A 23,247-nucleotide genomic window follows, 5' to 3' on the forward strand; every position below is an offset into this window, starting at 1 on the left:
TATCATCCGGATATTATTATCTTATATTTTTATTGCAGGATAGTTTCTTATATTTATTGTTCGTATATACGAACAAATGTTCTCTATGGCGAACATATGTTCGGAAAAATCATTCATACTTATCAGGTTTCTTGGAAGACGATATAATGAGTCTTTCTATGTAAGGGAGCTTTCAAAGGAGCTGAATCTGTCTCTTGGTCCTGTCAGCGAGACCTTGAAGGAACTTGAATGTGAAGGTATCTTAACTAGAAAAGAAAAAGGCAGAATGGTTACTTACCGGGCAAATATGGAAAGTTCTGTTCTGCGTGAGATGAAAATAATTATTACACTTCTTGAGTTGCGCGAACTTTTATCCGGGCTTGAAGAAAACGCCCTGCGGGTAATTCTCTTTGGAAGCTGTGCAAGGGGTGATGATACCTTTGAGAGTGATATCGATCTTTTAATTGAGACTGATGAGAAAGAAGCTGTATCATCGGTTGTGAATCGTTTTGAGTTCATCGGAGAGAGAAAGCTTTCAGCAATTATTCTGTCACCTGATGAATTCCGGGCGCTTAAAAGAAATGATAAGCCGTTTTATGAGAGGGTGATGCAGGGAAAAACTCTTTTAAGGAAGGATGAGGATGAGATCGCGATTTGAAAGATGTCTTGAAACCGGAAAGATAGTGAGGATTAAAAAAGATCCTGCTCTTGTATCCAAGGAGATAGCAGAGGCAAAAAAGGATCTTGAATCTGCAAGGGATTCATTTGAGAGAGAGAATTTCAAGTGGGCTATTGTGCAGGGTTATTACTCACAGTTTCACTCTTTAAGAGCTCTTGTGTTTGCAGAAGGGTATCGTGAAAAGAGTCATTCCTGTCTTCGTTCTGCAACAGAGGCTCTTTTACTTGATAAGGGTTTAATTGACTCTGATGTGACGGAAGGTTTTTCAAATGCAATGAGGGTTCGGGAGGCTGCTGATTACAACTCAACATATGATAAGGATGCAGCAGCGGATGTAGTTGATACAGCCGGCAGGACGTTTGAGACTGCAAAAGAGATTCTCAGAAAATAACTAAATTTCACTCAATTTTTAAAATAATTATTGCATTTAATTAATCCTGATTTAATCCGGATAAAAAAAAGAACTCTCTGTCATCATCTGATGGTAAATGGTTATTGTATTAATGCTGTATTTATTGTCCAGAATCTCTGATAAAGCCCTGATTATTGTTCGTATATACGAACATTTGTTCGTCCCTGCGAACATATCCTGAAAAAGCATTCTTTTATTTTTCCGTCGGGAGCAAAAATCATATTATTTTTAAAAACTTAATACCAGTACAGGTGAATCAAAGTGAAACTTGAAATTGTTCTGGAAGAAGAGGATGACGGCACATATTCTGTTCATTGTCCTGCCCTGAAGGGATGTCATTCACAGGGGAGAACAAGGGAGGAGGCAATTAATAATATCCATGAGGCAGTTGGCCTTTATCTTGAAGTTGCGAATGAAAAAGCCAGAAAACTGATTGACCAGCCAAAGACCACAGTTGTTGATATTGCGGTATGACAACCAAACGGCTTCTTCCTGTCTCTGCAAAGGATATGATCAGGGTTTTTTCTAAAATAGGTTATCAAATTGACAGGCAGAAAGGAAGTCATATTGTAATGTCAAGAGGTGAGGATATTCTTATCATTCCCAATCACAACCCTGTCTCAAAAGGTACTGAAAGGGAACTTATAAAAGACGCCGGGCTTAGCGTTGAAGAATTTAATAATCTTTTATGAACGTTTTTTAAGAAGCATCAATCAGTAAAGATCACTTTTTTTCAGCCGGAAACTCTTCAAGGTAAAGCTCTGTTGCCTCTTTTAAATTCTTTAAAGCCTCTTCTCTGGTTCTTCCCTGACTGACTGTTCCGACTTCCGGGCATTTTGAAACAAAACATCCGTCCTCTTCAAAAACGACTGAAAACTTTTCATTCATAAATTCTCACTCTGATTCTTTCTTTTTTATCTTTTTCTTCCCGGCTGATTTTTTCTTCCCGTTAGCTTTCCCCTCAGCCGCCCGCAACTCCTTCTCCGCCTTTATCCTCTCAAGAAGAACACCCGCCGGCTCATCATCAGGACTCTGTTCTACAAGCCTTCCCTCAAATGCCTTCTTGAGAACGGACTGTCTGAGTCTTTCAGCCTTCAGAAGAGACTCCTCAACAACCCTTTCCATCTCATCAATTATCGAAAACCTCCTCTCAATCTCAGAGACTATTTCGTGCTGTTCTTCGAGTGGGGGGAGCGGGAACATAATATTTTCCAAAAAGGACTTTGGTACTCTTAATTGACCTGCTGATCCCGTCATTTTTCTTTTAGCATCTCTTCTAAAACCTTCTTGAATTAAATAATAAAAAAAGAATTTTCGATTTAATCTTGAATTAAAGCGGAATATATGAAACTCAGTAGATCCAAAACCAATTGAATTAATTAAATCATTTACAAGAGCAACTTTACCATTTTCCATACATGGAGTTATCTTAGCAAAAAGAATATCGCCATTGATAAATTGAGTATATCCTTTTTTTACTTCCTGTAATCGTTTTTGTTCTGAAAGATCAATTTCACCACTTAACTCTGAAACGCATTTCATTGGAATAAATGACACTATATCTGAATCTTTAATATTACTTAGATTCTTTTTTGGATTTATTATTCCAATTTCCTTTGAATTTGCTAATACCCACTTATTTGGTAATTTATTATTAATGTCAAATTTATTACTTCTTTCAGATAAATTTTGATTAGATCCATATGTTTTACTTTTTTTCTCAACCAAAACCTCCGCACTCTCAACATCCGGATGCAGCGCCCGCCACTCCTTTGTCAAATCGCCGCACATCGCAGCTTTCAGAACAGACTGCCGGTATTTTGGTATCAGCGCCTTTGCACGTTTAAGAGCCGCGACGCCTGCGTCAAGCCGGGTGAACTCCTCTTCGATTTTTTCGACTATGCGGTGTTGTTCGGCGAGAGGGGGGAGGGGGATTTCAGCCTTTTCAAAAAATTGAAAATGCCTTGCATATCCTTTGTGTGGAAATTTTACTGCTTGGGAAAAGTAATAAAACAACTTTGGATAAAAAAATTTCTTCGCCTGAAATACTTTAACTCCGTCTGCACCTGCAATAAAATCAAAATTGATGAATTTTATTTTAAGAGTGTGATCTCCAAAAATTATAAATGGATTTTCTGATGAAATGATCAAGTCATTTCTATTGGAGTATCCTCCTATGTATGATTGGCCCTGATCAATAACTGGGAAAAGACCTTCTTTTTCATATTCTTTCTGGTTTAATTTTTTTCCAGTTAAAGGATATTTGTTTATAGATTCTTTTATGCTTATTAATTCCCAATTTAGAGGAATTTTTATTTGGATGTTATCACTCATGCCGAAAGAACCTCATTCTTCTCCAAGGACGTATTTTTTATAGTTTTCTTTGGTGATATCTTGTTTTTCTTTTAGAGAATCAAGATGTAATTCATGTTCCATTTTAATAAAATTAAAAATAGATCCAATATTTTTGAATTGATTATTGTGCTCTTTTTGTGTTTTTATAATGAGATCAATTATTGTATGATAATAATTATGAGTATTTTCAAGTAAGTCAGAGACATATGCCAGTCCTTCCCCTTTATGAGTTATTAAATTTCTTGCACGGTATATTCTTTGTAAATGCCATTTTACTCGATTGTTATGACTTTCAATTTTTTCTTTAATGGAATTTGTATCTTTTAGAATTTGAGAAATTGCATAAAATCTGTTTCTCAATAAGACATTGTCGCCTATTACTTCGTTAATTTCTTTTTTTATGTTGGAATCGTTATTGTACAAAATGATGAGGAGGGAACATTTTTCAACAGGTTGCAGTTCACTATATAGTTCTGGGTAATTTGTCTCAACTAAAGAAAATAAAGTTTGGACTTTATCTTTTTCCAAGTATAGGTAGATATTTCTAATTAAATCAGTTATTAGTTTTATTATGTAATCTCTTCCGAGGATAGGATACATTGTGGAAACAAAATGAGTAATTCTTGCTTTACTGTTTCCTGGAGGTGGAAGTAGTGTTTCTAAGGCAGTCCACAAACTTATTAATTGATTCTCTGGCGTTTCTGAAGAAATGGCACAAGAATGGAGATTTAATGAATTATATAAACGATATATTGAGGTACTATCCAAATGTACAAACAAACGGATACTTTTCATTAGGGCTTCATTAGTATCTTTATCATCTTTTATTTTTAACATCGGAGAAATTGAAGGCCTTGCGACAAAAAAGTCTTTATTTTCTTCATCATTAATTTCATGAAAAATACATAGTCCATAGTTATCCCAAGAACATTTAGAGTCATGAATAAAATATCTGATAAAATCAAAAAGTTGATCAAGATATTTTTCTCCATCTGTACGAGCAGAATATGGATCTTTAGCTATAATTTCTTTGATTGTCAGAAAATGAGAATATCCCTCATTCAATCTCGTAAATTCATTATAATGCCATGTAGGAGTATTTACTTTAGGGCATTCTTTAGATATATATATTTTAAATCCTTCAAGCAACTTATCTGTAAAGTTACAAAAGTCAGAGTTTACTTTGAAAGAGACTTCGTAATATTTATCCTGATTTTCAAAAAATTTTATAAAATCTTTAATCTGTGAAATATTATTTATTGAGTTTTGGCCAAAGAAAAAATCCTTATTTTTTGAATAAATATATTCTTTTGAAAAACCTGCGAAAATTAGTTCCGGAATTAAATATTGCGATAATTGAATAATTTTATCTTTTTCCTTAGGGTTTTGCATTATATTCACGATTTGACTTTTAAGTTCAGCAAAATATCGATAATCTAAAAATGAGCAGAAACTCTCCAACTCCACAACATATTTTTCAAATTTGTAGTAATCCTGACGGTTTGATTCAGATGCCAGATTTTTAATTGTCTCTAATAATTTTGAAAGGACATTACTTTTATTATTAAGAATTGCTCTGATTACAAAATCATTTTTTGTTGAATTATTAATTTCTTCTATTATTGGAATGAGGGCTTTTGCATCGATAAATCCATTTATTACTTCTTTTAGGACATCATTTAATTCATTAATTAGTGTATGTGAATTGAATGTGTATGCTCTGTATGAATCAATAGTGTAGTGAAATAACATTTCATTTTGGATCTCTGCGAAAAATTTCATTCCTTCTAAATTTTCGTCAATAGACCAGTTTGAATAATTTAAACCTTTTTTGTTACCCATAATCTATACCCCCAAAACCTCATTCATCTCGCTCATAATACTGTTTAATTCGTCCCCGAATGCCCGGTATGCAGAGACAAGACCGCCCTTCTGCATAAGCCTCTGGTTGTATTCAAAGTCGTCCGGGCCGATTTCAACGCTTGTACTTATGTGGTCCTTAATTATATTGAGCCACTCAATCTGTTCGTCTGAGAATTTCTGGCCGTCCTCTTCTCTTTCTCTCAGCCATCTCTCATAGCGGTGTTCAACCGTCTCAGAAAACGGCTCTAAGTATTTGTCGCATCCGAGGGTGAATCTTACAAGCGATATTATGTCTGTCAACATCCTCTGGGGAGTTGCTCCCCTGACGCGGTTTTTCTCAACCTGCTCATACGCCTTCCAGACGGAGTCCGGCGTAAACCCGTACGGAGGTCTTGAAAGAATATCGGAAAGCTCTCTTATCTGTGCGTAGGTTAAGTGCCTCTCGGATTTCGGACGGCTGTATATAATCTGAAGTGCTGTAATCGTATCTTTGTTATCCTCAATAAACTGCTTGAAGTTTGCAACCGTTATAACTGCTCTTTCCTTCGCATCCGTTGAGAAGTCCGCCTCAATCACACGGTCTTCTGATACCTTATCTAAAATCTGCTCGGATTTTGTCTTCAGATCGATAAGAAGTGTCCGAAGCTTCGGGTTGTCAAACGGCTCGCAGGCCGCCGATACAAGAGATTCTTTTGCACCCGCAATCTCGGATTCTGTCGGATTTTCTGTCGCAGACATCTCCATTGCATGGCCTGTGACCTCATCCGGATCAACCGATGCGTAAAGTGAGTTTATAATGGACTTCACCGGCAGATTTGCAGTCTCAAAAATCTCCTCACGTTCACGGTCGGAAATCCGGCGGTCAAGCCTTGCAAGCCTTGTCGCAAGCGTTGTTATCAAATCGTCTTCATGGTTTCCGACCGCAACCGCCTCAAGGAGTTTCTTAAACGAAATTCCCGGCTTCTTGTCAATTACAACCGCCGGATTCTTCGACGACTCGCAGACGCCGACCGCATCCACAACAATAAATCTGTCCTTAGGCGGTGCATCGGTTGTCACCTGATGGAGATCGGTTAAGTCAACCGTTCTTGTGCCCCGGCCAAGCATCTGCTCAAAGTAGACCTGAGATTTCACATCCCGCATGAAAATCAGGCACTCAAGCGGTTTTATGTCAATCCCTGTTGACACCATGTCAACCGTAACCGCAATTCTGGGATTATAAGAGGTTCGAAACTCACGAATCATATCCTCAGGCTTTCTGCCGGTTTTGTATGTAATCTTCTTGCAGAACTCGTTTCCGCGTCCGAACTCCTCTCTGACAATCTCAACGATATCCTCGGCGTGCGAATCGCTCTTGGCAAAGATAAGCGTCTTTGGAATCTCACTCCTTCCCACAAAAAGTTTTGTAAACAGATTCTCCTTAAAAGTTCTGATTACAGTTCTTATCTGATCATAAGAAACAACATCGCGGTCAAGCTGCTTTTCGGTGTATGAAAAGTCCTCATCCAAAAGCTCCCATTTCTTATCCCTCGAAAGCTTCTCCCTCTTCTCAACCCAGAGGTCGGCATCAACCGAGCTTCCGCCCTTTGTAATCTCGGTAACAATTCTGAATACGTCAAACCCGACATTGACACCGTCTGCAACCGCTCTCTCTGATCCGTACTCCATCACCAGATTTTTGTTGAAAAACCCGAGCGTCTGCTTTGAGGGAGTTGCAGTAAGTCCGATTAGGTGTGCATCGAAATATTCCAGAACCTGACTCCACAGGTTGTAAATCGAGCGGTGGCACTCATCAGTCACAATAAAATCAAAGGTCTCAATCGGAATTTCAGAATTATAACCGACATCCTTAGGTTTTCCGTTTGAAAAGCCCTGCTCAAACGATGAAAATTCATCCGACTCCGGATCGTAACCCTCATCGCCCCTTAAAAGTGAATAAAGCCTCTGGATTGTGCAGATGCAGACCTTTGAAACATCATCAATATTCTTCCCCGAAAGAGGCTGAACATTGTAAAGCTCGGTGAATTTCCGCCCGTCATCAGGTGTCACATACTTCTGAAACTCTTTATGTGTCTGGGTGCCGAGACTTGTTCTGTCAACGAGAAACAGAATACGCTTTGCGTTGCAGTGCTTAATCAGCCGGTATGCAAACGAGACAGCGGTAAAGGTCTTTCCCGAACCTGTCGCCATCTGAATAAGTGAACGGGGATGATCCTCTGCAAAAGAGTGTTCAAGGTTTGTAATTGCCTCAATCTGGCATTCGCGAAGACCTGTTTTCACAAGAGGCGGATACTCCCTCATCCTTGCACGAAGGGTCTTCTCCTGTTTCATCCATTCCAGAAGTGTCTCGGGCTTATGAAACCAAAATACCCTTCTTGAACGCGGCTCGGGATCTCTGAGGTCACGAAAGTAAGTCTCCTTTCCGGTGCTTTCATAGCCGAAAGGTAAAAATCCGAGTTCATTCGGGATATTGTCAAGTCTGCCTGTAAGATACTTCTGTGACTGATCAGAAACCCCGCTTAAAGTTGTTCCCTCTTTTTTTGCCTCAATAACACCGACCGCCTTTTTGCCGGCAAAAAGCAGATAGTCCGCAAACCCCTCTTTTAGGGGAAACTCTCTTACTGCAACACCTGTACCTGCACTAAGATTTAACTCATCCCTGTCCTGAATAACCCATCCGGCGGCATTCAGCATTTCATCAATATTTTCCCTTGCTTTTGCCTCCGGTGTTATCATAGCCTTACTCCCCTCTGTCATTCTTCATTTTAATTTTTAAAGGTTTAATATATTTCGAAAAAAATATGGTAATCAGGGGAGATTCAGAAAAAAATAATCCTAAAAAACAACAATCCTCCCGTCAGTCACAGGGGTAATTGGTGAATTTGTCCCAATCTCATCTGCGAGAAGGTTAATTAAGTTAATCTCCGTATTGTATTTTCTGTCATCGGCAATTTCTGCAAGATTTGAGTAACCGTCACCGCCGCCGGCCAGATAATTGTTTACTGAAACAGTATATGTCTTTTTTAAGTCAATTGGAATTATGCCCTCATCAGTAACAACAGATAAGTTTTCAATCCTGTTTCCATATGATAACACACTGCCGTTAACCGGGTCTGACCTGAAAGGCTCAGAATTTGTATTTATTAAAAAATGCACACCCGAAACCTGTAAAAAACCCCCTTTGGGTGTCCTCTCATCGCTTTCAAACTCATCATTCTGACCTTTTAGTGCTGATGCAGACCTCTCAAGAGTATCTTTTATATCACTGCCTGACATTTCAAGATTTACAATCATGTTTTCAAACGGAAGCAGGGTTGTTAAGGTAAGGTATGATATTTCACCTGCCGGAATGGTGTAGTCTCCACGTATTGAGCCTGAATTAATAAGTGCAATCTCTGAACCGTAGATGTTTTTTGTAATAGTATCGGTAATGAAATCACCTGCATTTGACTCTCCGTTTCTTAAAGTCTCATATGTTGCATCAAGTGGAACTGTTGTTATACCGACCGGCTCTGAGAGGCTTTCTGTGTATTCGTAATAATATGGCATGACATAAGATGTTACAGAAGAATCGTCCGGCAAATCCTCTGTAATCTCATATCTTTCAATATTGGTATTCGTCTGAGTGCCGTTTTCAAACGAAATCGAAATCCTGGATATTTCCTCGCCGTATTTTCCTGAATGAACAATAAGAGTCTGATTTCCGTCTCTTGATTCAACAGTTTTATTCCATGACAAATGATCGTGGCCGCCGACAATCAGGCTGATTCCTGAAACACTTTTTGCCAGTTCTTCATCTTCATCGCCGTACTGGTGGCTTAGGGCAATTATTACATCACAGCCTTCGTGTTGAAGCTTTTTTACAACCGATTCTGATAAATCCTTTGTATCTTTGTACAGAAAAATTCCGTCCGTGTCTGTCACATATTTTTCAAGCTGTGGTGTAATTATTCCAAAAATTCCTACTTTTGCAGATCCTGCATTTACTATTGTGTAATCCTTTACTGTTTCATTTAAAGCTGTATCTGAAAAATCAATATTTGCGCAGATTAAAGGATATGAGGAGTTCAAAGCCCAGAATTTAAAAAAATCCGCTGAATAGTCAAAGGCATGGTTGCCGGGGACAGCCGCATCAACGCCGGCCATAGTATAGGCAGTAATCTCCGGAATTCCATTATATTTGTTGTAGAAATTCCCTTCTCCCAAATCGCCCGCGAAGAGGTAGAGCGTATCAGGATTATCTTCGCCGAGTTTGTCTGCAAGAGCACTTATCCGGCCAATTCTTGAACCTGTGTCATTTTCACTCATTGAGAATAAATGACTGTGGATGTCAGGCGTTGCCAGAATATTTATTTTTCCACAAAAACCGGAGTTTTCTGAAATATCTGTGAGATTTTTTTCAGGTGATTTGTCAGTTTTCTCCTGATAGATGCTGGTGGCTGGAATTAAAACCGCAACCACTAATAAGGCTAAAAAGATTAAAGCTAACGCCAAAGCGATGTATTTTAAGTATTTCTTATCTCTCATTTTGAATATCCTGTAATTTAATGGTCATTGTCTTTAGACACTCTGTTATCTGGCTGGGGTTTAAAGGTACCTTTTAATCAGATTGCCGCTTTTAAAAAAACTCTATTTGATTTCATTATTCTGGTATAATTTATTATTATATTATCTGTTCATTAATTTAATTGCGGGTTAAATCTCAAATTAAATCGGGAAATAATATTTATATGAAGAATATTTATATGAAAAACAGTTAGTGACTATAAAAAAAAGTTTGGATTAAAATTTGTTTAATAAGTGCTTTATTTCATACCAAAAATGCCTGCAAAAAGGCTTAGGTATTCTTCATAAAAGCTATAAAATCTCTCCATTTCATCCCTGAAATATTCTGTTCCTGGAAGTCCGAATATTTTTTCACCGTTTGAATTATCAGTTAGTTCCGTCAGACTCTCTGTTGGTGCAGCTGTTGCCTGTGTGGTTGCCGCAGTAATCTGTGATATGTCTTTTACCGTGATGTAATTATCCTTTTTGTATGTATATGTATAGCCTTTGGTATCTGTTACTGTCAGCTTTGGAGTATATGTTCCTGCAATTGTATATGTATGCGATGCAGTCTTCGATGTTGTTGAATCGGTATATCCGTCTCCAAATTCCCAGTAATATTTTGATATTGCATAATCATTGTCGCTTCCTGGAGATGCAGTAAAGGCGACAGTAAGGGGCTTGTATCCGGAAGTTGTTATTGCTGAAAATGTTGCTGAAAGACCAAGTGTTACTTCAATAAAGTCTTCTTTTATCTCGGTGTCTGAAGCTCCGTCTTTATCTGTAACTGTAAGTTTTATTGTGTATTTTCCGGGCTGATTAAAAGTATAGCTAGGAGGATTTTGTGAATATGAATCGTAAACGGTTTTTCCGTCTTCATTGATGAATTCCCAGTCCCACTCATCAATAGTACTGTTTGTCTTTTTTGAGGGTTTTGATATATCTTTGAATTTGACTATATGGGGTGCTTTTCCCTCATCATCATAATCATCGCTGTATAATTCAAAATCGGCTGTCGGTGCAGAGTCATCATCGACTTTGATTAGAACATAGTATGAATCTGTATCTTCTCCGTCATCGACTGTAAGTTTAACTTCATATTCCTCTTCTTTAGTAAATGTATGCTCTACATCAGGGTCTGATCCCTTTTTTATTATAACATCTGAACTTCCGTCATCAAAGTCCCATACCCATTCTAAGATATCATCCTTTGTTTTTGGATTTCTTGTAGAGTCATCCTCGAATTTAACAGTTAATGGCGAACTGCCGCTTGTCTTATCCGGCTCAAAATAAGCCATTACTTTTCTTAAGTCAATTGTCTCTGTGCATGAACTTGTTTTTCCCGCAGGGCTTTTTGCAGTCAGTGTTATTACGTATTCATCCGGCTGGGTATAGGTGTGTATTCCGTTTTCTGTTGTTGAATCAGTACTGCTATCGTCAAAATCCCATGACCATGATGTTGCACCGGTTGTTGTACTGTTATATGTGAGTTTGTTGGTTTTTCCATCCCATTTGTATTCCATTGAGGCGACAAGCTCAGGCTCTGTAATCGTTATTGTTTCTGTATCTGTGGCAGAGCTGTTGCTTTGTGCTGAAAGAGTGATTGTGTATGTGCCTGCTATTGAATATGTATGTGAACCGGACGTACCTGAGGCAGAGGTACTGTCGCCAAAATCCCACTCAAGTGTATCTGAAGCGCCTGTAATAGACCCATTATAGGAGAGTATATTATAATCATTCCATGAAGTTCCATTACTTAAAGTGTCAATTGATACTTTTGCCGCCTGGTTCACACCCTGTTCCGCAATGTCGGTTGCTATTACAGGGCAGGTAAAAAGAGCTGAAATTACACCTATAAATAAAAATACAAAATAAATCCCCGAATATTTCATTATGTTTACCTTCTTTATTGAATATTTATTGAATCCAGTTTTACTTTTGTTAAACTATTAAATGTGTAAAACCTAAAAGCACATAAATCTGATGATAAAAATCCGACATGGATCTGACTTTCATACAATGGTTGTTACGAAAACCATGCGGTTTTTGTATGGTAAACAGATGGGGCTCAAAAGAGAGGGTTCATAATTTGTTCGTTTTATCTGAAAAGAAAATTAAAATTTAGAAAAACCGGCACGCCATCAGTCTTTCAGACTGAAGAGAATAAACAGTAGTCGAAATAATACTAATTTCATATAAAAATAGCATATATAAAATAAGATAAAAACCAGAGTTACTGATTAGGTTGAAAAAGGGGATATAGGGAGTATTTTATTGAATAATTCAGGTATTTATTTAATTATTGGAGTGTTTTTCATTATATCAGGAGTTATAACCTCCGGATGTATCGGCAATTCAGAAATAAAAAACGGCGATACTCAGGTAACACAGGATGAAGCACTTGTAATTGCTCTTAATGACCCGCTTCTTCTTGAAGAGTCAGAAGATGAAGAGTTAATGGCTCCCGAAATTGAAATAGTAACGAGGGAGGACAAAACCAGACTCTACAAATTTGTATTTATGCTCGAAGACCCGCCCGGGCGGGCAGGAAAGACAGTTACAGTCGTTGTCGCTGAAAACGGATCTTTATATTATCACAGAATGTTTGGTGGTGCAATGGTAACGCCGGTTTTTCCTGAAATGTTAAATGACACCCGCCCTGATGATGTGAAAGAAATAGGGGCGCTTGTGAAAAACTTTTATCCGTCTGTTTCTGTAAGAGACGGTGATTTGAATGTTAAACTGGAATCAGTTGAATTCAACAGCAAATATTCGCTTTATTATTTTGTTGTCCATGCAATGTTCATAAAAGATGCGGCAACGCCCGAAGCAGTAAAAAACATACCTCCTGACCCTCTGGCAATAGGGGAAGTTTATGCCTGCGGAAGAAACCCGGAGAATTTCACATCTGAATTTTGTGGCCGGAGATGGGACGGGGATGCGGTTGGATTCAGTCTTAAAACAGATCCACTGCCGGCAGACTGCAGCGGTTGTACAATAAAAATCGACTCCCTTTTTGAAAGGGAAGGCAACTGGAGTTTTAAGGTTTTTTAATGATTTGAGGAATTCTAATGGAAAATGAAAATTTAAATAACACTCTCCCAATATCCGGAGTCATCAAAACAACGTTTAAATGGGGTTTTTACGGATTTTTATCTCTTGTATTGTTTTATATATTGGCAATGGCGTTTTGGAATTCTCCAACCCTTTATCATTTATACGGCATTTTTTATATCCAGACATGGGTTTTGGTAATATTCTTCCACTTTTCCGCAGGATATTTCGGGCAGACTGCTGTTTACAAAAAATATTCCGGACAAAAATCTGAAAATCCGGATAATATTGATTCAGAATGGGATTTAATAAGCAGTTCTGAAAAAATAAGTTATTATGGAGCATTAAGCGGAATTTTTACAGCCGGACTTATAATATTCCTTCCTGTTTTTATTATCACACTAACGGCTTTTGGTTCTTTTGGATATTTCCGTACCCTTTCGATTGCACTTGGAAGTTTTGTTCCTTTTGCAATAATCGGAGTTATATGCGGATTTATTGGTTCTTATACTGCCCTGTTGGAAATTAAAAAAATCAGACTGAATACTGATGAATCAGAATCCAAAATTCAAAAGGATTTACTGGCTTTTGGACTTTTAGCACTTTTAATTTTATTTGTTCCACTTTTTTTCAGCTTTTCAGCAGTTCATCTCATTGAGCCTGAGGTGATAACATACGGCGAGTTTGATGAGAATAAAGCGTCCTTTATAAAAACCGACAGTCTTGGAAATATCGAATGGGAAACAGAGCCTCTTTTAACAACGGCTGATAAGGCGTTTTATGTTCATGAGATGGAAAACAAAAGTTTTGCAGTAATAAGTTTTGAGCCCTCAAGACACGGAAGCAATCTGAAATTAGCATATCTTGGTAAAAAGGGTCATCTTCAAACAGCTGCTCCATTTTTAAGAAACGATGCATACATTGCTCATTCAGCAGAAATACCCGGATATGGATTTTTTCTCTCTGATGAATTGAACAATATCTTTAAAGTTGATTATTCAGGAAACGTATCAGGACACTATAAAATTCCAAAAGAATATCAGCGTTATTCAGGCCCAATTGAGATGATATACTCAGGCGGAGATTTTGTATTCCTGCGTTTTGGAAAATATTTTTGCATGATGACTCAAAATGGCAGTTTCTCTGAAATTCACTCTTATGGAGATTCCGGTTATACATACAGTCCGTACAGGGTTTTTGTATCCGGAATTTTAAGCCTTTCAGATGAGTCCGGAGGAGGTTATCTTATCTGTGTTAAAAACAGCTCATCCAGAGAATTAATGGCCGTAACTCTTGATGAAAATCTGGAAATTATCAGTGAAAAGATAATCGGAAGCACTCATGGCACATTTGTCTCCTTATCAGAATTTGACAAAAATCCGGTGATAATCACCGACGATGTTTTAAGATTCGAAGACCGCCCTTATGATTATGAACAGTATTACAGAATATATCGTAAAAACGGTGAATACTGTGATATATCTGGCGGAGATGACCACATAAAGCAGGTGGTTTTTGACGATTCAGGAAGAGGATACACTTTATTCTCTATCTCTGACTGCTTCTTATCAGATGACAGGGAAGTTTTGATGAAAAGATGCGGATATGATAGTTGCGAATCCAATATGGGCTCTGGATGCTCAGATTCGGTAAGAATTTTAAAGGGCAGATTAAAGGATGTAAAAATTCTTCAGACCTCTGACGGGGGCTATCTTTTTACATACATAACGGGAGAGGACTGATTCATGAAAAAAATCACTGATAAGGTATCATTAATTCAGATTCTGTTTGTTCTTGTCCTGTTTTTTGTTGCCGGAAGTATAATTCTTCAGGCAACACTTCCTGACAACTACTGCAGGGCCTGCGGACCGCTCATCAGGGCTCATCCTATGGATACAATTTATGCTTATTCCCCGGGGGTTATCTCTGGTCATGAGTATTACGGGCCTGAAGTGAAATATTCAGAAGAAGACAGAGAATGGATAATACCAAATGACTATCTCTCTGATTTAAATTCAGGCTACAAACTCACAGATAAAGATACAATTCTCAGTCTGGAGAAATATGAATCGTATTACACTCCTGATTTAAAAATAGAAGGTGACAGGTTTTATTTTGATCTTTTACTGCTAAACAACGCCGGACACTCCTTAAAAAATGTTAAATTTGATGTTTTGGCAGATGTTACAATTAAGAAAAATATTGACGGAGCTTATGGGGAATACAGCAGATTTGATTCTGATTCATGGAAAGAAACAATAAATGTTGGAAATATTTATGAGAACTCTTCTCAGGAAATAAGGGTTTTCGGGCCGCTTTTACCTGTTGAGCCTCCCAATTCGCTTTACGTTGAATTATATCTGGTTTATCCAAAAGAAGTGTGGACAAATAAAGGGGAGCTTGTTTTGTATGACAATAATGAATATGTACTGGAAGATGAGATTCCTGATGTTTATGACAGTTCCGGCTCTTTTATGGGACAAACTGATTCCGGTCACAAGCAAAGAATTTACGGATATTATATTGAGTAAATTTCTTTTGAAGAATTCAATCCGGTAATAATGAATGATCTGGGTGTCAAATAATTTCGGGATATTGCAACTTTTAAAAATATCCTCAAAACTGTTTTGTTCGCAGTTTCATAAGACTTTTATGCGCCAAAGTCAGTTAAGCAGGCTTTTCATGAATCTTTTTTAAAACAGGCTGATTTTTGAGAGTTTATGTACGAAAGTCTTTTTATGATGATGATTAATAATCATGATTATCCGGAATAATACCGGATTTGGAGGTAAAAAATATGAGTGAGGAAATTGTTGAGGGTTCATTTTTAGGATGTGCCACAAATTTCACACCTCAATGGTGGACTTTCGTCCTGTTGGGGCTTTTGGCAATAGTTCTGGGTTTTGTTGCATTTGCCTGGACGCCGTTTTTTGTCCTGTTTGTAGGTGAATTCATCGGAATTATGGTCATAATATACAGTATTATAACAATAATTCAGGGCATAAAAAGCAGGGAAGGTGCAGGTGCATCTGCGGCGCTTATTATTCTTGGAATACTTGGAGTAATAATTGGCTTTTTTGTAATCTCAAGTCTTCTTTCCGCATGGTTTTTGGTTACATATTTAATAGCCATATGGGCATTTATTACGGGATTTTCAAACATATTCATGGCATTTTCAGGAAATGCAGGAACGGGTTACAAGATTCTTCTTCTTATTGCAGGTATTATTGCAGTAATTTTGGGATTTTACGTCCTTGTATATCCGCTGATGGCAACCGAAGTTGTAATCCAGGTATTTGCACTTTTTAACATGGCATGGGGTATTGTTCTGATAATATCCGGTCTTACAGTAAAAGGAATGCTGGGTGGCGAAAAGGCAGAATAATAGGCAGAATAATAAATCTGCATAAATCTTTTTATTTCTTTTTTATCCCAACAAAAACAGAATCACAAACAAAATCATTTCTCTTCTTTGTCTTTGGAAAATCCATATTGTTCTATCTTTAATTAAATCAGACTAAATTGATAAGATCTGATATAATTAGACATAATTTAATCGGTCAGGTAATCTGTTTTTAACAGTTAAAAGCGGCAAACTTATCAGAGCAAAAATCACTAATAAAAAAGGCAGAGATGGATTTTATATATGGGCCTGAAGAGGTGCCGCCAAAAAATTATATGGTATCATCCGGAATTCAGTGGGCAGCTGTACTTCTTTCATATGTTGTAATAATAGGAACGGTCGTTGCCGGGCTTCAGTTTACAGACTTTTCAGAACAGGTTTACTATGTCCAGAAACTTCTTTTATTAACTGCATTTGCAGTTTTCATCCAGGTAATTGCCGGACATCGCCTTCCTGCGGTATTCGGGCCGGCAACAGTTCTTTTGATTGGAATTATATCCTCGCAGTCATTTTCCACAGACTCAGTTTATACTTCAATTGCAATCGGAGGTATCATAGGTATAATTCTTGGAACAACAGGTCTTTTGTCTCATGTTGTGCGCCTGTTTACAAAGCGTGTTGTCGCGGTTGTTTTAATGCTCATCGTCTTTACAATGATTCCGACACTAACAGGTCTTTTAACCGCCGCCGGTCAGGGAACAACTCCGCTTGAATCTGTTCTTTTTGCAATTGCCCTGGTATTTATTATTTTTACGGCAAATCACTTTCTGAAGGGATTTTTCAGGACCACTCTTTTATTATGGGTTATAATTTTAGGGACAGGTCTTCATTTTCTCTTGTTTCCGCATGAATTCTCAATTATCTCATCTTTACCTGAGACCGGAGTATTTACAGGTTTTATCGGGTCATTTGAAATAGAGCCAGGAGTTTTGCTCTCTTTTATTGTATGCTATTTTGCACTGTTGATAAACGATATTGGCTCGATTCAGGGAGTGTCTGAGGTTTTAGGCTCTGATTCCTTAAAGAATGGCAGAACAGGGATTGGTAGCAGGATAAAAAGAGGTGTTTTGGCAACCGGAATTGTAAATGCACTCTCCGGATTATCAGGAGTTATTGGCGGAGTGAACTATTCAACAAGTGCGGGAATTATTCTTGACAATCGGTCAGCATCGCGGTGGACGCTGATTCCGGCGGCTATAATTCTGATTATTCTTGGGATAATTCCTCAGGCCGCATCAGTAATCTGCGCAATTCCTCTGGTTGTCATCGGATGCCTCTTAATATATGTTCTGACAGCCCAGTTTTCCGCTTCAGTTCATGTATTTTTTAAAAGTCAGAAGGCAGGTTTATTTGATTTTGATTCCGGAATAATTGTAGGCCTTCCGGTAATTATAGGTGCTATCGCATCAGCTTTACCACGTTATATAGCAGATGAATTTCCATTATTTTTGCAGCCTGTTTTAGCAAACGGATTTGTGATGGGTGTAATTACTGTTCTTATAATGGAGCATGTAATCTACAGGAAAAGAGGAGAATAAACAATTTTTTGCGGGGCAGAATAAAATTTTGTTTAAAATATCACATGAAAGTTACTTCGTAACTTACATGAAAAGTTGCATGAAATATGATTTCATGAACGTTTTTTGGTAAATCCCGGTTGAATTTACTGCATTTTTATAGCATTTTGTGCAAGTAAAGCATCTGCAATTGAAATTGCGGCCATGCACTCTGCAACAACAACAATTCTTGGAACAATGCACGGGTCATGCCTTCCATGTGTTGAAATTAAAGTCTCTTCTCCTGTGAGTGAGACTGTTTTTTGCTCTTTTTTAATTGAAGGTGTTGGTTTTACTGCAAATCGTATAATTATCTCTTCGCCGTTTGTGATTCCGCCTAAAATTCCCCCTGCGTGATTTGATAAAAATCCGTCTTTTCCCATGCAGTCGTTATTTTCACTTCCATATTTTTTTGCAGACAAAAATCCGTCTCCAATCTCAACGCCTTTTACAGCACCTATTGACATAATTGCTGATGCAAGGACAGCATCCATTTTTTCAAAGACAGGACTTCCAAGTCCGGGAGGGCATCCTGAAATTGTAATCTCTACAATTCCACCGACAGAATTGTCGTTGTTTTTTGCAGACAAAATCTCTTCTTCGAACTGTTCAGGATTGTTGTTTCCATGTATTTCCAGAATCTTTCCTTTAAATGAAATTCCAGAACCTGAAAGATACTTCATTGCAAGCCCGCCGGCAAGCACCCTTGAAACAGTCTCTCTTCCCGAACTCCTGCCTCCGCCACGACTGTCACGAATGCCGTATTTAGCCTGGAAGGTATAATCAGCGTGGCCTGGTCGGAAGAGATTTTTTATTGAATCATAATCCCCGCTCTTTTGATTGGTATTAAAAACCGCCATTGCAACCGGCATTCCGGTAGTTTTACCCTCAAAAATTCCGGAAAGGATAACCGGTTTGTCTGGTTCATTTCTTGGTGATGAAAGAGGGCTTAAACCCGGCCTTCGTCTTTCAAGAAGGGGCAGGAGGTCTTCTTCTGAAAAGAAAACACCAGGGGGGCATCCGTCAACTATAACTCCAAGTGCGCATCCGTGGCTCTCTCCAAATGAAGTGCATCTGAAGTACCTGCCAAAAGTGTTCATTTCAAAATCTCCCGAATTTCTGATGAAGAAATCCTTATTCCAAACATTCTGAAAAATTGCTCTGCGGCCTGGTGAATAAACATTTCATCTCCATAAATAACACGGCATCCTGCCTCTTTGGCATCTTTTAAAAGCTGTGTCTCAAGCGGTGTGTAGATAAGATCAAAGACTGTCATCTCCGGTTTTAAAACTGATTTGTCAGCAACCGGACTGTCAGTTCCGTTCATTCCAACAGAGGTTGCGTTTATAATAAGATCAGGGTTTACTGATGAAATTTTATCAGGTGTATTATATCTGCATCCTGTCTCCTCTGCAAGGATTTTTGCCCGCTCTTTTGTCCTGTTAAGAATATAAATCTCAGCATCTGTTCGTTTAAGAGCATAAACAGCGCTTCTTGCCGCACCTCCTGCACCGAGAATAACCGCCCGTTTTGGATTTATGCCGGCCTCCTGCAAAGGCCTTAAAACACCAACCCAGTCGGTATTGCATCCAAGCAGGTATCCACAGCAGTTTGCAACCGTATTTACAGCACCAAGCGCCTTTGCATGTTTTCCGCGTCTGTCAAGATATGGAATAATCTCTTCTTTGTAGGGAATTGTAACACTCAATCCCCGAAGGTTTATTTTTCTATAGGCATCGGCTGTTTCTTTTGCAGAATTTTTCCCAAGAAATGTATAGTGTGCACATATTCCGTATTTTTTGAAAAGTGCATTATAAATAATCGGGCTTTTACTGTGATTGCAAGGATTTCCGGCAATTGCACAGATATGCCCTGCCGGGTTTTGCTCAACAAAAGAAAAAAGCTCTTCTTTTTTCCTGTCTGGCATTGAAACATCAAAAAAAACTTCTTTGATTGTTTTTAAATGGAGATTATCATCATTTGTTTCGCAATCTGCTATTCCCTTTTTCAGACAAAGTCTGCTTATTATCTCAGTGCAGATCTCATCAGGTTTTTTTGCGGCATCAACGCAGATATCAGAAGTTCTGGCATATTGTGGAAATCTCTCCCTAATCAGAATCTTTACTTCATCGTGGGGATCATAGCCTGTAAGCGAAGGTCGTGTGCTTCCTGAAATTCTCTCAAAAGATGTTTTTGTATCAACATCAAGGAAGATTACATAGGAGTCTTTCCTTAGATTTTTTGCGTTTTCATCATCAAGAACAGCCCCTCCGCCGGTTGATACAACGCAGTCTGAAATGGGAAGCTCTTTTATGACACATCTTTCAAGCTCTCTAAAATGAGACTCTCCATATTTGGAGAAAATATCAGGAATGTCCATTCCGGCGGACTTTTCAATCATAAGATCGGTTTCAAAAAATTCTGTACCTAGCCTGTCAGAAAGTATTTTTCCAACCGTTGTTTTACCTGAGCCACGAAATCCTGTAAGAACTAATCTTCTAATAACCCAGCCCTCCTTAACTCCTCCCAAAATTCCGGGAAAGATTTTGAGACGCATTCTGAGTTTTTAATTGTCACATCCCCCGTTCCAAGACCAATAATTGCGGCAGACATAGCTGTTCTGTGATCATCGTGAGGTTCTAAAACAAATCCGCGAAGATCTTTTGGTGTAATTGAAAGAGAATTCTCTCCGTTGTCAAAAATACATCCGGAAGATGTAATCACATTTTCAATTGCCTTAATTCTGTCGCTTTCTTTATATTTCAGGTGTGAAATTCCTCTGATTATAGTTTTTGTTTTGGCAAATGCTGAAACGGAACAAAGAGTCTGTACTATGTCCGGACAAGATGACATATCAATTTCAACTCCGTTTATATCTCTTGTGCATTCAACCGTGACTGAATTATCATCCTTTACAATACTGCATCCCATATCTCCCAATGCAATTAAAAATGCCCTGTCCCCCTGAACAGAGTTAGGATTTAGGTTGTTTACTTTGATTTTACCTCCGCATATGGGCGCTATTGCAAAAAAATAAGAGGCAGATGAATAGTCACCTTCAACTGTATAATCTATTGCATCATAAACAGACTGGGAAACATGCCACGTCTTGTCAGGAGTAAGATATACATCCCCGCCGAACTTTCTCATAACATCAGTTGTAATATCCACATAAGAGCGTGATGCAACACTTCCCTTTGGTAAAATATCAACAGGTGCGTTGGCATACGGAGCACAGATCATGATTGATGATATGAACTGACTGCTTTTTGAGGCGTCAACGGCAATTCTTCCGCCTTCAAATTCACCGGATATTCTGAAGGGAGGAAAACCTTCATTTCCAATAAATTCAATCTCTGCACCTGCCTGCTTTAGAGCATCACAGAGACCGTCAATTGGTCTCTCCATCATCCTTTTTGAGCCTGTAAGTGTAATCTTTCCAGGAGATAGCAGAGAAAAGGTTGTCATATGGCGAAGTGATGTTCCTGAATTTCTGCAGTCTATTGTGACATTTCCAACATCGGGCAAAACACCTGCCGTTCCTTTAACTGTAATTATATTGTTTTCTTTTTGTATCTCAACACCCAGCTTTGTCAGAGCCTCAATAGTGACCAGAATGTCATCTGATATCAGAGGCTCTCTTATAACAGAAATCCCGGTTGCGAGTGCGGCGGCAATCAAAGCTCTGTGTGTGTAGCTTTTGGAAGGAGGTGCTGTAAACTCTGCTGAAATGTTGCCTGTTTTTTTGATATTAATATCCATTATTCTGTTAAACTCCTGTTTTTATAGCATCCAAGCTCTTTTATGCCGGTAATCTTTTTCAGATTTTTCACCATGTCCTGCCATCCTCTGTCTGTTTCAAAGTCAATGAAAAAGACATATCTTCCGATACCCTCTTTTGAAGGTCTGGATTCAATTCTTGTAAGATTTATCCCGTTTTTTGCAAAAATCTCCAGAATTCCATATAATAGGCCGGGACGATTTTCTTTTGGAATGATGACAATACTGCATTTATCTGGCTTGTCCGGTAAAATAATGCCGGATGAAATTTCAAGAAATCTTGTTATATTGTTTTGAGAATTCTGTATATCTTTTTTTAGAAGAGGCAGGTTATATAACTTCGCCGCACTCTCGGTGGTAACTGCCGCAGAATTTAAAGCTTTTTTTGCCTCTTTTGCACTCTGTGAATTACTGCTTGTGTGAATTATGCTGATATCTCTAAGACTTCGAAGAAATTCACATGCCTGTTCATGCGACTGTGGATGAGTGTATACAACCTCTATCTCATCAAAGCCATATTCGGATGCAAAAAAATGCCTGATTGGCATGTAATACTCTGCTGTAATCTTACAGTCAGTCTGCATAAGGCCGTCAAGTGTCTCGCCAACTCCTCCTGCTTCACTGTTTTCAACCGGAACAATCCCTCTTATTTGATTTTCTGTTACTGAAACAAAGACATCATGGATAGTAGAGCAGAGTAAAATCTCTTCATCAGCCTCTTTTATTTTTTCTGCAAGCTCACATGAGAATGTGCCTCTTGGTCCAAGCACTGCAAGAGTCATTTTCTCTTCACCATAGCTTCTATCAAAAGGTCTGTATCTTCTGTTGCTCTTGGGATGTAGGATTCAAAGGCTTTGGTATTTTTGCTGAAAAATTCACCAAATTTCTCTTTGTCTTTAGACATTACAATCTCTCTTAATTTTTCAACAGATTCTGAGAATGAACAAATTATCTTTTCATTCTCAGGATTCATCTGAAGAATGTCTGCATATAAAGATGCGTCCTGCCCAAGTATTCTCCCGATTAATCCCATCTCCATTCTGTATACCGGACTCATAACCGGGATGAGTGTTTCAAGTGGAATTTGTGTGTTTCTTATCGTCTCTGCAATTGAAAGGGTTGTGAAATGAACAAGCCCCTGGACAACAGACATTACTTTGTCATGCTCTTCAGGATCCATTTCACATATCGCCGCACCTTCACCTCTGAAAATTGAAAAGAGCATCTCTTTTGTCTTTTCATCACAGCGTTTTGGCGATGCAATAATTGTCTGGCCTTTTATTCCTGAAACAGAAGGGCCAAACATCGGGTGAAGACCGATTACTTTTGCAGATGATTTAAGCATTGCATCAACAGGAGCTTTTTTGACTGATGTAAAATCGCAGAGAAGTTGTTCATTTGTCATAATCGGTGCAATCTCTTCTATTACTCTGACAGTATCGTGGATTGGAACAGAAACAATGACGATATCACACATTGCCGCAATATCCTCGTTTTTTATAGGAGTGTTTCTGCCCGAACATATGACCTCAAAGCCAGCTCTTTCAAAAACCCCTGAGAAGAGTCGGCCCATTCCGCCAAAACCGCCGATTATTCCTGCAACAATTCCGCTGTTCATAAA

Annotated in this window: 20 protein-coding genes; 9 read left to right on the top strand and 11 right to left on the bottom strand. The window is 38.4% G+C overall.

Going from position 1 to position 23,247, the window contains the following annotated elements; translation table 11 throughout:
• Positions 1–85: 85 nt before the first annotated feature.
• From L1994_RS00880 to L1994_RS00895, 4 genes are all read left to right on the top strand, one after another.
• Positions 86–637 carry a nucleotidyltransferase domain-containing protein gene (locus tag L1994_RS00880; RefSeq protein ID WP_278099817.1) on the top strand — a complete coding sequence of 184 codons (552 nt, stop codon included), beginning with the start codon at positions 86–88 and terminating at the stop codon, positions 635–637.
• Positions 621–1,049 (top strand): HEPN domain-containing protein, encoded by a 429-nt coding sequence (locus tag L1994_RS00885; RefSeq protein WP_278099818.1) that lies wholly within the window; start codon positions 621–623, stop codon positions 1,047–1,049. The genes L1994_RS00880 and L1994_RS00885 overlap by 17 nt, the downstream gene beginning before the upstream one ends.
• 282 nt (positions 1,050–1,331) lie before the next feature.
• Entirely contained in the window at positions 1,332–1,544 is a 213-nt protein-coding gene (locus L1994_RS00890; protein WP_278099819.1) for a type II toxin-antitoxin system HicB family antitoxin, read from the top strand.
• Positions 1,541–1,762, top strand: coding sequence for a type II toxin-antitoxin system HicA family toxin (locus L1994_RS00895; protein ID WP_278099820.1), 222 nt, complete (start codon positions 1,541–1,543; stop codon positions 1,760–1,762). The genes L1994_RS00890 and L1994_RS00895 overlap by 4 nt, the downstream gene beginning before the upstream one ends.
• Before the next feature lie 31 nt (positions 1,763–1,793).
• On the opposite strand, the gene L1994_RS00900 is transcribed toward L1994_RS00895, so the two are convergent.
• From L1994_RS00900 to L1994_RS00925, 6 genes are all read right to left on the bottom strand, one after another.
• Positions 1,794–1,958 (bottom strand): type II toxin-antitoxin system HicB family antitoxin, encoded by a 165-nt coding sequence (locus tag L1994_RS00900; RefSeq protein WP_278099821.1) that lies wholly within the window; start codon positions 1,956–1,958, stop codon positions 1,794–1,796.
• 6 nt (positions 1,959–1,964) lie between these two features.
• A complete protein-coding gene (locus tag L1994_RS00905) occupies positions 1,965–3,404 on the bottom strand; it encodes a restriction endonuclease subunit S (RefSeq protein WP_278099822.1) in 1,440 nt (479 codons plus the stop codon).
• Between the two features lie 12 nt (positions 3,405–3,416).
• Positions 3,417–5,267, bottom strand: a complete 1,851-nt coding sequence (locus L1994_RS00910) for a hypothetical protein (RefSeq protein WP_278099823.1) — start codon at positions 5,265–5,267, stop codon at positions 3,417–3,419.
• Between the two features lie 3 nt (positions 5,268–5,270).
• Positions 5,271–8,024 carry a type I restriction endonuclease subunit R gene (locus tag L1994_RS00915; protein ID WP_278099824.1) on the bottom strand — a complete coding sequence of 918 codons (2,754 nt, stop codon included), beginning with the start codon at positions 8,022–8,024 and terminating at the stop codon, positions 5,271–5,273.
• 99 nt (positions 8,025–8,123) lie between these two features.
• Entirely contained in the window at positions 8,124–9,815 is a 1,692-nt protein-coding gene (locus L1994_RS00920) for a bifunctional metallophosphatase/5'-nucleotidase (RefSeq protein ID WP_278099825.1), read from the bottom strand.
• A gap of 278 nt (positions 9,816–10,093) precedes the next feature.
• A complete protein-coding gene (locus tag L1994_RS00925) occupies positions 10,094–11,725 on the bottom strand; it encodes a PKD domain-containing protein (RefSeq protein WP_278099826.1) in 1,632 nt (543 codons plus the stop codon).
• A 382-nt stretch (positions 11,726–12,107) separates the two neighbouring features.
• Here L1994_RS00925 and L1994_RS00930 point away from each other — a divergent pair, with 382 nt between their 5' ends.
• The 5 genes from L1994_RS00930 (at position 12,108) to L1994_RS00950 (ending at position 17,828) form a co-directional block, all read left to right on the top strand.
• Entirely contained in the window at positions 12,108–12,887 is a 780-nt protein-coding gene (locus tag L1994_RS00930; RefSeq protein ID WP_278099827.1) for a hypothetical protein, read from the top strand.
• Between the two features lie 17 nt (positions 12,888–12,904).
• Entirely contained in the window at positions 12,905–14,629 is a 1,725-nt protein-coding gene (locus tag L1994_RS00935; RefSeq protein ID WP_278099828.1) for a hypothetical protein, read from the top strand.
• 3 nt (positions 14,630–14,632) lie between these two features.
• On the top strand, positions 14,633–15,418 hold the full coding sequence (locus tag L1994_RS00940) for a hypothetical protein (protein ID WP_278099829.1): 786 nt from the start codon (positions 14,633–14,635) through the stop codon (positions 15,416–15,418).
• A 266-nt stretch (positions 15,419–15,684) separates the two neighbouring features.
• Positions 15,685–16,272, top strand: a complete 588-nt coding sequence (locus tag L1994_RS00945; RefSeq protein ID WP_278099830.1) for an HdeD family acid-resistance protein — start codon at positions 15,685–15,687, stop codon at positions 16,270–16,272.
• Positions 16,273–16,520: 248 nt separating this feature from the next.
• The gene (locus L1994_RS00950; RefSeq protein ID WP_278099831.1) at positions 16,521–17,828 is read left to right on the top strand and encodes a solute carrier family 23 protein; all 1,308 of its coding nucleotides are present in this window, start codon (positions 16,521–16,523) and stop codon (positions 17,826–17,828) included.
• Between the two features lie 125 nt (positions 17,829–17,953).
• Here the strand turns inward: L1994_RS00950 and L1994_RS00955 are convergent, their stop codons facing one another.
• From L1994_RS00955 to L1994_RS00975, 5 genes are read right to left on the bottom strand one after another with little or no spacing between them, the layout of a single operon-like run.
• Positions 17,954–18,946 carry a chorismate synthase gene (locus tag L1994_RS00955; RefSeq protein ID WP_278099832.1) on the bottom strand — a complete coding sequence of 331 codons (993 nt, stop codon included), beginning with the start codon at positions 18,944–18,946 and terminating at the stop codon, positions 17,954–17,956.
• Positions 18,943–20,376 (bottom strand): shikimate dehydrogenase, encoded by a 1,434-nt coding sequence (aroE, locus tag L1994_RS00960; protein ID WP_278099833.1) that lies wholly within the window; start codon positions 20,374–20,376, stop codon positions 18,943–18,945. The genes L1994_RS00955 and aroE overlap by 4 nt, the downstream gene beginning before the upstream one ends.
• Positions 20,337–21,608 carry a 3-phosphoshikimate 1-carboxyvinyltransferase gene (aroA, locus tag L1994_RS00965; protein ID WP_278099834.1) on the bottom strand — a complete coding sequence of 424 codons (1,272 nt, stop codon included), beginning with the start codon at positions 21,606–21,608 and terminating at the stop codon, positions 20,337–20,339. The genes aroE and aroA overlap by 40 nt, the downstream gene beginning before the upstream one ends.
• A complete protein-coding gene (locus L1994_RS00970; RefSeq protein WP_278099835.1) occupies positions 21,608–22,408 on the bottom strand; it encodes a prephenate dehydratase in 801 nt (266 codons plus the stop codon). The genes aroA and L1994_RS00970 overlap by 1 nt, the downstream gene beginning before the upstream one ends.
• Positions 22,405–23,244, bottom strand: a complete 840-nt coding sequence (locus L1994_RS00975) for a prephenate dehydrogenase/arogenate dehydrogenase family protein (RefSeq protein WP_278099836.1) — start codon at positions 23,242–23,244, stop codon at positions 22,405–22,407. The genes L1994_RS00970 and L1994_RS00975 overlap by 4 nt, the downstream gene beginning before the upstream one ends.
• Positions 23,245–23,247: the final 3 nt, after the last annotated feature.

This window comes from Methanomicrobium antiquum, assembly GCF_029633915.1.
GTDB classification, from domain to species: Archaea; Halobacteriota; Methanomicrobia; order Methanomicrobiales; family Methanomicrobiaceae; genus Methanomicrobium; species Methanomicrobium antiquum.